This window comes from Maritimibacter sp. HL-12, from assembly GCF_900177545.1.
Classification (GTDB): domain Bacteria; phylum Pseudomonadota; class Alphaproteobacteria; order Rhodobacterales; family Rhodobacteraceae; genus Sinisalibacter.
Genome location: NZ_FXBQ01000001.1, coordinates 547,226 through 559,935, shown reverse-complemented (window position 1 = coordinate 559,935; position 12,710 = coordinate 547,226). Strand labels below are relative to the sequence as shown.

Annotated in this window: 13 protein-coding genes; 8 read left to right on the top strand and 5 right to left on the bottom strand. The window is 66.9% G+C overall.

All coding sequences use genetic code 11. The features are described 5' to 3' along the window. Positions 1-27: 27 nt before the first annotated feature. A complete protein-coding gene (locus tag B9Y97_RS02800) occupies positions 28-2,541 on the bottom strand; it encodes a hypothetical protein (RefSeq protein WP_139828208.1) in 2,514 nt (837 codons plus the stop codon). 174 nt (positions 2,542-2,715) lie between these two features. Between B9Y97_RS02800 and B9Y97_RS02795 the strand changes: the two genes are divergently transcribed. Then, positions 2,716-3,357, top strand: coding sequence for a thiamine diphosphokinase (locus tag B9Y97_RS02795; protein WP_254900834.1), 642 nt, complete (start codon positions 2,716-2,718; stop codon positions 3,355-3,357). On the opposite strand, the gene B9Y97_RS02790 is transcribed toward B9Y97_RS02795, so the two are convergent. From B9Y97_RS02790 to B9Y97_RS02780, 3 genes are all read right to left on the bottom strand, one after another. Beyond that, a complete protein-coding gene (locus tag B9Y97_RS02790) occupies positions 3,338-4,717 on the bottom strand; it encodes an L-serine ammonia-lyase (RefSeq protein WP_085525327.1) in 1,380 nt (459 codons plus the stop codon). The two genes, B9Y97_RS02795 and B9Y97_RS02790, sit on opposite strands and share 20 nt — an antisense overlap. A 98-nt stretch (positions 4,718-4,815) precedes the next feature. Beyond that, complete coding sequence (locus B9Y97_RS02785) at positions 4,816-5,169, bottom strand: YbaN family protein (protein ID WP_085525326.1); 354 nt, start codon at positions 5,167-5,169, stop codon at positions 4,816-4,818. Positions 5,170-5,178: 9 nt separating this feature from the next. Next, on the bottom strand, positions 5,179-5,634 hold the full coding sequence (locus tag B9Y97_RS02780) for a DUF2267 domain-containing protein (protein WP_085525325.1): 456 nt from the start codon (positions 5,632-5,634) through the stop codon (positions 5,179-5,181). A gap of 123 nt (positions 5,635-5,757) precedes the next feature. On the opposite strand from B9Y97_RS02780, the gene rpiA reads away from it, so the two are divergent. From rpiA to B9Y97_RS02745, 7 genes are all read left to right on the top strand, one after another. After that, positions 5,758-6,540 (top strand): ribose-5-phosphate isomerase RpiA, encoded by a 783-nt coding sequence (gene rpiA, locus B9Y97_RS02775; protein ID WP_085525324.1) that lies wholly within the window; start codon positions 5,758-5,760, stop codon positions 6,538-6,540. 7 nt (positions 6,541-6,547) lie between these two features. Further along, complete coding sequence (locus B9Y97_RS02770; RefSeq protein WP_085525323.1) at positions 6,548-7,018, top strand: hypothetical protein; 471 nt, start codon at positions 6,548-6,550, stop codon at positions 7,016-7,018. A 66-nt stretch (positions 7,019-7,084) separates the two neighbouring features. Continuing rightward, positions 7,085-8,443, top strand: coding sequence for a glutathione-disulfide reductase (gene gor, locus B9Y97_RS02765; protein WP_085525322.1), 1,359 nt, complete (start codon positions 7,085-7,087; stop codon positions 8,441-8,443). 84 nt (positions 8,444-8,527) lie between these two features. Further along, a complete protein-coding gene (gene hflK, locus B9Y97_RS02760; protein WP_085525321.1) occupies positions 8,528-9,682 on the top strand; it encodes an FtsH protease activity modulator HflK in 1,155 nt (384 codons plus the stop codon). Further along, a complete protein-coding gene (hflC, locus tag B9Y97_RS02755) occupies positions 9,682-10,554 on the top strand; it encodes a protease modulator HflC (protein ID WP_085525320.1) in 873 nt (290 codons plus the stop codon). Before hflK ends, hflC begins: the two co-directional genes overlap by 1 nt. Beyond that, positions 10,554-10,748 (top strand): DUF2065 domain-containing protein, encoded by a 195-nt coding sequence (locus B9Y97_RS02750; RefSeq protein ID WP_085525319.1) that lies wholly within the window; start codon positions 10,554-10,556, stop codon positions 10,746-10,748. Before hflC ends, B9Y97_RS02750 begins: the two co-directional genes overlap by 1 nt. Before the next feature lie 258 nt (positions 10,749-11,006). Further along, entirely contained in the window at positions 11,007-12,380 is a 1,374-nt protein-coding gene (locus tag B9Y97_RS02745) for a Do family serine endopeptidase (protein ID WP_254900962.1), read from the top strand. 95 nt (positions 12,381-12,475) lie between these two features. On the opposite strand, the gene B9Y97_RS02740 is transcribed toward B9Y97_RS02745, so the two are convergent. Further along, entirely contained in the window at positions 12,476-12,676 is a 201-nt protein-coding gene (locus B9Y97_RS02740; protein WP_085525317.1) for a DUF1127 domain-containing protein, read from the bottom strand. Between the last annotated feature and the right edge of the window lie 34 nt (positions 12,677-12,710).

Below are 12,710 nucleotides of genomic sequence, written 5' to 3'. Positions count from 1 at the left end.
CTTGCAGGCAAGCTGCGATTGCGCGGCTCAATCGTCGGCGTCGTAGAACCGGCTGGCCTCGCCGAGAACGAAGGTTGCGCGACGCGGCCGGATGATCTTTCCGCTGTCGATCAACGGGCTCAACGTGCTCAACACGTCGTGGCGCGACAGCTCCGGACGGGTGCCGGTCACCAGGGAGACCACTTCCGGCCGGGTTACGTTCGCCTTGCCGACCTCCTGGGTCATGTAGGCAACCGCGGCCTCGACGGTTTCCTCGGCACCGGCCGCACCTTGCTGTTCGAGAAAGGCTGCAAACCCCATCGACAGCGCTTCACGATCGGATTGTTCCCGGGGTTCGGCGCTGCTGTCCTCGGACGTGACCGTTTCGGGCGCGGTTTCGCCGTGCGGATCGACTTCGGCGAGCCTTGGCTTGGGTGCGTGGTCTTCGTTCCCTTCCTCGGCGTCGTCTTCTGCGACCGCGTGAAGGGCGCGCGCCACGGCGACGTTGCCCTTGGTCACGCGGCGCGGGCGTATTGGCGCGGCGGTGTGCAAGGCGGAGGGCGCGTTGCCCTCGTTCCTGGGCGCGTCGATGCGCTGTTCGGACACCAGCACCAGCGGCGCAAGGCGGCGGGGCGGGCGGCCCGAAGCAGCTTCCCCGGTGCCGGTCGGGCGGCGCGGACGAACGACACGCTCAAGATCGGCACGGTAGGCGTCGCGCGGATCTTCTTCCTCAACCGGACCTTCCTCGGCTTCGCGGTCGGCGCGGGTGGCCTGAACCGCCGCCTTGAGGTGACGGATCGCCGAGTGCCGACGCGACGCTTCGCCACTCTCGAGCTCGGTGTTGGTCTTGGCCAGGATCCGGTCGATCGCGCCGTCGGTCTCGCTGATGTCGTGGTCGTCGAAAGCGGTGCGCGGGGTGGCTTTGCGGGCGCGGATACGATCCGCCGGGGCTTCCTCGTGCTCGACGGGGAGGGCCTCTCCCCGATCCGCGGGTTCGGGCGCTTCGGGCTGCTGCAGCCTTGCCATATCGCGCGATTCGCGCTCGACCTCGGCCAGCTCCGCCGCCAGTTCGGCCTCCTCCTCTTTCGAGAGCGAGCTTGTACCGGGCACATCGACCTCGGCGAACTCGTCGGAGTCGAAATCGACGCTTGCGGTGTCCTCGGTATCCGGCTCGTCGGATGGCGCGGCCGGCACCTCGGCGGCCGGTTCCTGCCACACCGGGCTGCGCCGCACCTTGATGACGCGGGCCGCAGGCTGACGGCGTTCGACGGCAGCTTCTTCGGTGTCCGCGGTCTCATCGGCACGATCAGGGCTCTTGTCCTGTTTCAGCGCAGCAAGGACGCGGGCGGTTTCGTCTTCATCGTCCGGCGTTTCTGCCTCGGCGGCCAAATCGTCCTGTTCCGCAGGCGGGGTTTGAGATTGCGGCGCTTGCTGTGCGGCCGGGTCGTCGGTTTCTTCCATCACCGGCGGATGGCCGAGCGAGCCGATGACCGCACTGATCGCGGCGTCGTCATTCTCGAAACTTGCGGCAACCGGCTGTGATGCCACCTCGGGTTCGGTGCGGCCCTCGTCCGGTTCCAAGCCGATCCCGGCGGCGTCGCCAGCTTGCGAAAGCGCGTCTTCCAGCACTTCGGTGTAGCTTGGCTCAACCGGATTACCGGCGAAGAAGGCATCGGTGCCGTCGTCTTCCACGTCGTCGTCCGAGAGGCCACGGGCCCCTTCGACAACGGCGCGGATGCGCGCGAGTTTGGCCGCGGCCGAGATGTCGCCGGCGGCTTCGGCTGCAGGCGCTGCGGCGGCATGCTGGCGGGCGCGTTCCTGTTCATCGCGTCGAGCCCGCGCGGCTTCCGCCTCCCGCCTGGCTTCCGCCTCCCGCCTGGCTTCCGCTTCCCGCTCGGCCTGGGCTTGCCGTTCGGCCTGGGCTTTTGCCTCTTCGTCGGCGCGGCGTTTCGCTTCCGCCCGGGCCGCTTCGCTGGCTCTTTCTGCCTCAGCTTTGCGTGCCGCTTCGGCTTCGGCCTCAGCTTTGCGTGCCGCTTCGGCTTCGGCTTCGGCCTTGCGGGCCTCTTCTGCTTCGGCCTCAGCTTTGCGTGCCGCTTCGGCTTCGGCTTCGGCCTTGCGGGCCTCTTCTGCTTCTGCCTCGGCCTTGCGGGCTGCTTCGGCCTCGGCTGCGCGTTTGGCGTCAAGTTCCGCCGCCTCGCGTTCGGCTTTCGCTTCGGCTTCGCGGGCAGCGTGTTCCTCGGCTTCGCGGCGCAGGGCTTCGGCTTCGCCGTCATCCGCGAGGAGGGCGTGGCCGGGCTCATCGAAATTTTCTTCGGATTGGCGCAGCACCACGCCGTTTTCACTGATTCGCGCCTCAACGCGTTTCCTGACCTCGCGCTCAGCGATCCGGTGCAGCATTTCGGCATCCGGCGTCGGCGGCTCCGCGCCGAAATACCTGTCATCCGCGGCAAGATCGCGGAAGTACTCGGCAATCGACTTCATCGTCGAGAACGGATCATCGAATCCTTCCAGCGTGCAGCTGAAAGTGCCATAGGAAACAGTGAGGATCCTGCTTGTGCTCACCATGTACTCGTCGCTTTCTCCCCCGATCCAGCAACAATAGGTTTACCATGTCTCCCCTGCGAGAATTGCACAATTCCGCGAAAATCGAGGTATTTTTTCGCGGCGGGATTATGGTTAGTTTCGCAGACGGAAACATTTAGGCACATGGCAAGCAGTTTATCACCCTTTTTGGAAATGGTCACACTTCTCGGCGGAGGTGAGCTTACCGCGCGAACCGTTTCCGAACTCTTGACGCGCGCCCCGAATCTCGTGGTTTGCGATGGCGCGGCGGCGCGCGCGCTGGAGATGGGGCTCACCCCCGAGCGGGTGATTGGAGACCTCGACAGCCTCGATGCGGCCACCCGCGCCCGGCTCGATCCGGACACGCTGCACGAGATCGCCGAGCAGGACAGCACCGATTTCGACAAGGCGCTGCGCACGATCGCGGCACCGCTGGTGCTGGGGGCCGGGTTCATGGGCCGAAGGCTCGATCATGAACTCGCCTGCTACAACGCGCTGGTGCGCTACGCCGACAAGCCCTGTATCCTCGTCGGCGAGCACGACATCTGTTTCCACGCGCCCGGCCCCCTGCGGCTCGATCTTGCGCCCGAGAGCCGGGTGTCGCTGTTTCCGATGGCCGAGGTGGTGGTGAGCACGCGTGGCCTCGTGTGGGAGCTGGAGCGGCTGGAGCTTGCGCCCTGGGGGCGGGTCGGCACATCGAACCTGGCGCTTGACGGGCCGGTCGAGATCACACCGGACGGCGCGGGGCTCCTGGTGATCCTGCCGCGCGCCGGGCTTTCGGCAGCGATCGCCGGGCTCAGCAGTTCGGCACGTTGACGGCAAGACCGCCGAGCGCGGTCTCCTTGTATTTCTCGCTCATGTCGCGGCCGGTCTCGAACATCGCGCGGATGCAGTTGTCGAGCGGCATGAAATGCGTCCCGTCGCCGCGCATCGCCAGTGCCGCGGCCGAGACCGCCTTGATCGCGCCGAGCCCGTTGCGCTCGATGCAGGGCACCTGCACGAGGCCGCGCACCGGGTCGCAGGTCATCCCGAGGTGGTGTTCCAGCGCGATCTCGGCGGCGTTCTCGATCTGCCCGGGGCTGCCGCCCATCACCGCCGCGAGCCCCGCGGCGGCCATCGCGGCGGCCGATCCGACCTCGGCCTGGCAGCCTGCCTCCGCCCCCGAGATCGAGGCGTTGTGCTTGATCACGCCGCCAATCGCGGCGGCGGTGAGCAGAAAATCAGGCAGGCGCGCGCGGCTGGCACCGGGCATGTGATCGAGCCAGTAGCGGATCACCGCTGGCACCACGCCCGCCGCGCCGTTGGTGGGGGCGGTCACCACCTGGCCGCCGGCGGCGTTTTCCTCGTTCACCGCCATCGCGTAGACCGACATCCACTCGTTGGCGATGTGCGGCTGGGCGATGTTGAGCCCGGCCTCCTCCTTCAGCCGGGCGTGGATCGCCGCTGCGCGCCGCTTCACCCCGAGCCCGCCGGGCAGCACGCCGCCCTCGTCCAGCCCCCGGTCGATGCAATCCTTCATCACCTGCCAGATCCGGGCGATCCCGTCGGATATCTCCGCCTCGCGCCGGTGCACCCGCTCGTTGGCGCGTTTCATCTCGGCGATGGTCTTGCCGCTTTCGCGCGCCATGGCAAGCATTTCGGCGGCGGTTTCAAATGGATAGGGGTGGACCTTGGCGTCTGATCTGTCGCGCGCGGCTTCGGCGGATTGTTCGGCCTCGGTGACCACGAAGCCGCCACCGATGGAATAATAGGTTTCCTGCACGATCACGTCGGCCTGCGCGTCGGTGGCCATCAGCACCAACCCGTTGGGGTGGCCAGGGAGCGGCGCGCCCTTGTCGAACTCCAGATCGCGGGGCGGGGCGAAGGCAAGCTCCGGCAGGCCCGGGGGTGAGACCCGGCCGGTGGCGGAAATCTGCGAAAGCGTCGTCTCGGCGGCAGCGGCGTCGTAGGTGTCGGGCAGGAAGCCCGCGAGACCGAGGATCACCGCCCGGTCGGTGGCGTGGCCGATGCCGGTATGGGCCAGCGAGCCGTGCAGGGTGGCGCGCAGGCCATGCGCCACGAGGTGGCTTTCGCGCAGCTTGTCGAGAAAGCGCCCGGCCGCCACCATCGGCCCCATCGTGTGTGACGACGAGGGGCCGATGCCGATCTTGAACATGTCGAAAACAGACAGAAACATACGCGCGCTCCCAAGGTTGCCGGGTCAGGATGGCGCAGGCGGGCCGACGGGCAATCCCGAAAGCGACATATCGCGCCCGGTTTGGCGCGGATGCGGCCTCAACTCGGGCGCGTGAGCACGAATCCGAGACCGATGGCGATGCCCGCTGCCTGCAGGGCCAGAACCCAGGCGGGGGCGCCGAGAGCGAGGCTGAGCACGACCACCAGTCCGATCGCGAGAACCGCCCGGGTCTTGTTGCGCCGCGAGATCGCGCCGCGCTCGGACCAGTCGCGGATCGGCGGACCGAGGCGGGGATGCTCCGCCAGCCAGGCCCGCAGCCGCGGCGAGGACTTGCTGAACCCGAATGCGGCGACGAGCAGGAACGGGGTGGTGGGCAGGCCGGGCAAGGCCACGCCGACAAGCCCTAGCGCAAGCGCGCTCCAGCCAAGTGCGAGGAAGGCGATACGAACCATCGGCGCGCCTCAGACGATCCGCCGGGCGAGGTCGGCCGCCGGGGCGTCGACCTGCCAGAACGCCTGCGCCTCCGGCCCGATCCGGGCAAGCACGCGGTCGAGGTCTGGCTGGCGCAGGGCGCGGCGCAGGGAGCGGGCGACGGCGGCGATCGGGGCGTCGGGGGTGAGGTTGTGGTGCAGCCTGAACGCGCGCGCTTCGGCTTCGAGCGCGGGGCGCGCGGCCCAAGGCGCCGGTGCCTCGTCCGGGTTCCAGCCCGCGACGAAAAGCGCGCGCAGCACTGCCGGAAGCACATCGGCGAAGGCCATTACCTCGCGCGGCGTGAGCCGACGGCGGAAGGCGACGAGCACGCCTTGCACGGCGGTATAGGCCATGTTGTCGCTCTCAAGCCCGAGGCCATCCTTCGCGTCGGCGAGGAAGGCTTTCCAGTCCTTGCTGGCGTGTCGGTAGGCCCATGGCATCGGCATGGCGCAGATATAGGGTCGCACGCGATCACAGGGAAGGGCGCGGCAACCACGCCGACATTTGCTGCTCGCCTCTCTCCCGCAACTTTTCTATAAGCGGTGCAAACGGGATTGAAGGAGCCGGGGATGTCATCCAACCTTTCACCGATAGATACCGCGAAATTCGTTGCCGCAAAGCGGGCGGTGGATTTCGTCGAAGACCGGATGCGGGTGGGCCTCGGCACCGGCTCGACGGCGGCCTGGATGGTGCGCGCGCTGGGTGAACGGGTGCGCGAGGAGGGGCTGAGCATCATCGGCGTGCCGACCTCGACGCGCACGGCCGAACTGGCCGCGCAGGTGGGGATAAGGGTGGTGAGCCTCGACGAGGCGCGCTGGCTCGATCTCACCATCGACGGGGCCGACGAGTTCGATGACGATCTCAACCTGATCAAGGGCGGCGGTGGCGCGCTGTTGCAGGAGAAGATCGTCGCCACCGCCTCCGACACGATGGTGGTGATCACCGACCCTTCCAAACATGTCGAGCATCTCGGCGCCTTCCCGCTGCCGGTGGAGGTGGTGCCGTTCGGCTGGCAGACCACCAAGGCGCTGATCGAGGAAAGCCTCGATGCGATGGACGTGCTCGGGCGCAGCGGCACGCTGAGGATGAACGGCGAGGCCCCCTTCGTTACCGACGAGGGCAATCACATCGTCGATCTGCACCTGCAAAGGATCGAGGACGCGCGCAAGCTGGGCCTGGTGCTGAACCAGATCCCCGGCGTGGTCGAGAACGGGCTGTTCATCGACATCTGCGACAAGGTGGTGATCGGCCATCAGGACGGGCGCGTCGAGGTGATCGACATCAACGAGGGCACCCACCACGAAAGCCGCATCGAGTTTGCCGAGACCGACAATATCTTCAAGGACATCTGAGGCGGCGATGAGCGAGATCGTGTTCGAGGTTCTGCCCGCGCGCAAGCGGTTGAAGGCGATCCAGGCGCTGGGGTTTGGCGTGACCGGGGCCGGTGCGGCCTGGTTCGCGGTGAGCGGGCAGGGTTGGGGGTTCTGGCTGCTCGCGGGGCTCCTGCTCGGAATGGCGGTGGGCAAGATCATATCGCTCGCGCGGATGCGCTACGTCGCCAGGGTCGATGCCTCGGGGGTTTCGGTCTGCCTGCCGACCGGGCGCGAGATGCGGGGCGGCTGGGGCGAGATCGAGGCGCACACGATCGATCCCGCGCGCGGGCTTGGCGGGCTGGTATTGCGGGCCGGCGGCGGTGGCCGGGTGCGGATCTTGCCGGTGGCGACCCGTGACATGGGGCCGGAAGCGGCGGAACGGCTGATCGCGGCGCTGAAGGAAAGGCTGCCGAAGCTCGAATACCGGGTGCCCAGCCTCGGCGCGCGCAAACGTTAGCCGGGCGCGCTTTCCAACCAGCCAAGGTTGCGGTAGTCAGTCTGCGAACCAGCAAGGGGTCCGGGCATGACCACATTCGACTATGATCTTTTCGTGATCGGCGGCGGCTCCGGCGGGGTGCGCGCGGCACGGGTGGCGTCGGAGACCGGCGCGAAGGTGGGACTTGCGGAGGAACACCGCATGGGCGGCACCTGCGTGATCCGGGGCTGCGTGCCGAAAAAGCTGATGGTCTTTGCCTCGCACTACGGCCCCGCGGCGGAAGATGCGCGCGAATACGGCTGGGACTACGAGGGTGGCCACTTCAACTGGAGCCGGTTCCGCCCGAAGCTGCATGAAGAGCTTACCCGGCTCGAAGGCATCTACCGGGCCAACCTCGAGCGCGCCGGCGTCAAGATCCACGACGCCCGCGCCACGCTGACCGATCCGCATACCATCGAGCTTTCGACCGGCGAAAGCTTCACCACCAAGCATGTCCTGATCGCCACCGGCGGCGCGCCTTACGTGCCGAACACGCCGGGCGCGGAGCTTGCGATCACCTCGAACGAGATCTTCTCGCTCGACGCCTTCCCCGAGCGCATCCTGATCGTCGGCGGCGGCTACATCGCCTGCGAGTTCGCCACCATCTTCAAGGGTCTCGGGGCGCATGTGGCGCAATGGTATCGCGGCGCGCAGATCCTGCGCGGCTTCGATGACGAGGTGCGCGGGCACCTCGCCGAGATCATCCGGGGACACGGCGTCGATCTGCATGTCGGGCTCGAAGTCGAGCGGATGGAGCGGCGCGCGGGGCGGATCTGGGTCAAGGGCACCGACGGGCGCGAAGACCAGTTCGACCACGTGCTCTACGCCACCGGCCGTCACCCCAACACCGATGGCATGGGGCTGGCCGAAGCCGGGGTGCGGCTCGGGCGCTGGGGCGAGGTCGAGGTGGATGATTACGGCCAGACCAGCGTGCCCTCGATCTACGCGGTAGGCGATGTGACCAACCGGATCCAGCTCACCCCGGTGGCGATCCGCGAGGGCATGGCCTTCGTCGAGACGGTGTTCAACGGCAACCCGACCAAACCCGATCACGATCTCGTGCCCTCGGCGGTGTTCACGACGCCGGAATACGGCGCGGTTGGCCTCTCTGAGGAACAGGCGCGCGAGCAGGAGCCGGTCGACGTTTATTGCGCGGCTTTCCGGCCGATGCAGACAAGTTTCATCGGTCGCAGCGAGCGGGTGCTGTTCAAGCTCGTTGTATCCAGGGCCACCCGGAAGGTGCTGGGCTGCCATATCGTGGCCGATGGCGCGGGCGAGATGATCCAGCTTGCGGCGGTGGCGATCAAGATGGGCGCGACCAAGGAAGACTTTGACCGCACCGTGGCGGTGCATCCGACGATGGCTGAGGAAATCGTGCTGATGAAACAACCGATCCGCAGCCATTGAACCGGCACGCGGGTTGAAAACCGGGGTTCGGGGCCACACTTCAAGGCCAAACTCCTTGTGATCAGAAGAGAGGAAGCAAACCAAATGGCGAGCGACAATGGCGGCCCCTGGGGCGGCGGCGGACACCGCGGCGGCCCGGGCGGCTCGAACGGCAGCGGGGGGGGCGGTCGGCGCCCGGGCGACGGCAACGAGCCGCCGCAGATCCCCGAGATCGACGAGTTGATGAAGCGGGGCCAGGAGCGACTTCGCGTTCTGATGGGCGGCGGCGGCGATGCCCGTCGCGGCGGCGGTGACGGTGGCGGCGGCGGGCCCAAGATCGGGCGCGGCGGCCTCGGCCTTGTTGCGCTTGCTCTTGTCGCGGCATGGATGTTCGCCTCGTTCTACCGGGTCGATACCTCGGAGCAATCGGTCGAGCTTCTGTTCGGTGAGCGCTACCGGGTCGGCACCGAGGGCCTCAACTTCGCGCCCTGGCCGGTCGTGACCAAGGAAATCTACCCGGTCACCCGCGAAAACATCATCAACGTCGGTTCGGTGCTCGAAAATGGCCTGATGCTGACCGGCGACGAGAACATCGTCGACATCGACTTCCAGGTGGTCTGGAACATCGGCAACATCGAGGATTTCATCTTCAACCTTGCCGAACCGGTAAACACGATCACCGCGGTTTCGGAATCGGCGATGCGCGAGATCGTGGCGCGCTCCAACCTCGCACCGATCCTCAACCGCGACCGTGAAGCGATCGCGCAGGAACTGGAAGAACTGATCCAGAGCACCCTGACCAGCTATGAAAGCGGCGTGAACATCGTGCGTGTGAACTTCGACAAGGCCGACCCGCCGCCGGACGTAATCGACTCCTTCCGCGAGGTGCAGGCCGCCAAGCAGACCCGTGACACGCTGGAAAAGCAGGCCGACGCCTACGCCAACCAGGTCGTCGCCGGAGCGCGCGGTGAAGCCGCGCAGCTGCTCGAAGAGGCCGAAGGCTACCGCGCCCAGGTGGTCAACGAGGCCGAGGGTGAGGCCGCGCGCTTCATCTCGATCTACGAAGAATATGCGAAGGCGTCGGATGTGACCCGCAAACGTCTCTACCTGGAAACGCTCGAACGCGTTCTTGGCGGGGTCGAGAAGATCATCATCGACGAGGGTGCGCAGGGTGAACAGGGTGTCGTGCCCTACCTGCCGCTGAACGAACTGCGTCGCAGCGCGCCGTCGTCAACCACCAATTCAGAGGGGTCGAACTGATGCGTCGCTCTCAAATCGCGATCGGGCTCGCCGTCATTCTCGCCGTGCTCGGGCTCAATTCCTTCTACATCGTCGATGAACGCGAAAGCGCGCTCCGGCTCTGGTTTGGCGAAGTGACCGCCGAGATCCGCGAACCCGGGCTCTATTTCAAGGTGCCGGTCCTGCACGAGATCGCGAAATACGACGACCGGATCCTGCCGATCGAAACCGCGGCACTGGAAGTCACGCCGGCCGACGATCGACGTCTCGTGGTCGACGCTTTCGCGCGCTGGCGCATCGTCGATTCCACGCAGTTCCGCCGCGCGGTGGGCGCCTCGGGTGTCGAAGGCGCGCGCCAGCGTCTGGAGCGGATCCTGAACTCCCAGGTGCGCCAGGTGCTCGGCCAGGTCGATTCCGGCACCGTGTTGTCGGTTGACCGTTCCAACCTGATGAACCGGATCCGTGACAACGCGCGCCGTGAGTCGGAGGGCCTCGGCATCGAGGTCATCGACGTGCGGATCAAGCGCGCCGATCTGCCCGAGCAGAACCTCGAGGCCACCTTCGAGCGGATGCGCGCAGAGCGCGAGCGCGAGGCGGCCGACGAGATCGCCCGTGGTCAGGAAGCGGCGCAAAGGGTGCGGGCGCAAGCCGACCGGACGGTGATCGAGACCACGTCTGAGGCCCAGCGTCTGGCCGACATCACCCGAGGCGAGGCCGACGCGCAGCGAAACGCGATCTTCGCCGATGCCTTCGGGCGCGATCAGGAGTTCTTCGCCTTCTACCGCTCGCTCAGCGCCTACGAAGAAAGCATGAAGGGCGAGAATACCACGCTGGTGATTTCGCCCGACAGCGAGTTCTTCGATTATCTCAAGTCTGATACCGGACGCGAGTGATGGGCTGGATCGCACTTGGCCTCGGCCTCGTGCTGGTGATCGAGGGGCTGGTGTTCGCACTGGCCCCTTCGCGTCTTGACGAGATCGTGGCGATCATGGCCGCGCTTTCGCCGGAACAACGCCGGCTGATCGGTCTGGTCGCCGTGGCGCTCGGCGTCGGCCTGGTCTGGCTCGGGCGCAGCCTGGGCGTTTGAGCGCGGCCTGCGCCCAACCGGCGGAACCTCGCCATTTCACTTGTCCGTGAAAAGCGTTGCGTTTCTTTGTGTTGCGCCAATGCCGCACTATCTCCAAAGTCTATGGCAGGGGGTGCACACCGCGTGCTCCCCGAGGAATTCACGAAGGAGGCCCAAGTGACCGCTGAGGTTCGACCCATCCCCGTTTTCAATCGCGCCCTCTGGCCACAGGCGTTTTTTGCGCTGGTGCTGGCGGTGGCGCTCGCGCTGGTGCCGGCGATGCGCGCGGAGGCACGCGGCGTGCCCGAGAGTTTCGCCGATCTCGCCGAGCAGGTCAGCCCGGCGGTGGTGAACATCACCACCTCGACGCTGATCGCCCAGGAAACCCAGCCGCACCCGATGGTGCCCGAGGGCTCGCCGTTCGAGGACTTCTTTCGCGATTTCTTCGACAATGAGCGCGGTGACCAGCCGCGCAGCCGCCGTTCGAGCGCGCTCGGCTCGGGTTTCGTGATCTCTGAAGACGGCTTCATCGTCACCAACAACCACGTGATCGACGGCGCCGACGAAATCCTCGTCGAGTTCTACAACGGTCGCGGCACGCTCACCGCCGAAGTGATCGGCACCGATCCCAACACCGATATCGCCCTGCTCAAGGTCGAACCCGAAGAGGCTCTGCCCTTCGTCAGTTTCGGTGATTCCGACGTGATGCGGGTGGGCGACTGGGTGATGGCGGTGGGCAACCCGCTTGGCCAGGGCTTCTCGGTATCGGCCGGGATCATCTCGGCGCGCGGGCGCGAGCTCAGCGGCACCTATGACGATTTCATCCAGACCGACGCCGCGATCAACCGGGGCAACTCGGGCGGGCCGTTGTTCAACATGGGCGGCGAGGTGATCGGGGTGAACACCGCGATCCTGTCGCCCACCGGCGGCTCGATCGGCATCGGCTTCTCGATGGCCTCGAACGTGGTCACAAAGGTGGTGGACCAGCTCAAGGAATTCGGCGAAACCCGCCGCGGCTGGCTCGGCGTGCGGATCCAGGACATGACCGAGGATCTCGCCGACGCGATGGAGCTCGACAGCACCGCCGGCGCTCTGGTGACCGATGTGCCCGACGGCCCGGCCAAGGATGCCGGGATCGAGCCGGGCGATCTGATCCTGAGCTTCGATGGTCAGGACGTGCCCGATACCCGTGGCCTCGTGCGCATCGTCGGCGATGCGCCGGTCGGCAAGACGGTGCGCGTGGTGGTGCTGCGCGATGGCGAAACCCAGACCCTGCGGGTGACCCTCGGGCGTCGTGAAGACGCGGTGGCCTCTGACGACGGCGGCCAGCCCCCGGCTCCGCCTGCGCCGGAAGAGAAAACCGTGCTCGGAATGGAGATCGCGGAGATGACGGATACCCTGCGCGAAGAGCTTGGCCTCGACGCCAATGCCAACGGGCTGGTGATCCTGACCATCGACGAAGCCAGCGAGGCCTGGGAAAAAGGTCTGCGCGCGGGCGACGTGATCGAGGAAGCGGCGCAGAGCCGGGTGACCTCGATCGGTGACTTCGAAGACAAGATCGCGGAGGCCCGCGACGGCGGTCGGCAATCGGTGCTGCTGCTCGTGCGCCGGGCAGGCGATCCGCGCTTCGTGGCGCTCTCGGTCGCCGAGTAGAAAAAAATCAGGGCCCCCGCAACGGCGGGGGCCTTGCTTGAAACGCCGCCCCCTCGGGGCGGCTTTTTCTTCGCCTGCGGTCCTGCCTCGGGCGGTCAGAACCGGTGGTAGACGTCGCCCCGGGTGAGGCCGATATCTTCAAGCTCGTGGTCGCTGAGCCTTTCCAGCGCGCGGCGCGTGGCGCGGCGCTCCTGGGCTTCGGCGATGCGGGCGGCGATGGTTTCGATCGCGCGGGTGAGGCGCGGGGCAAAGGCGAAGCCGTGGCTGCGCAGGGTGGTGGTGTCGATCACGCTCATGTTTCTGGTCTTCTCGAAAGGCGGAAATCCGGGT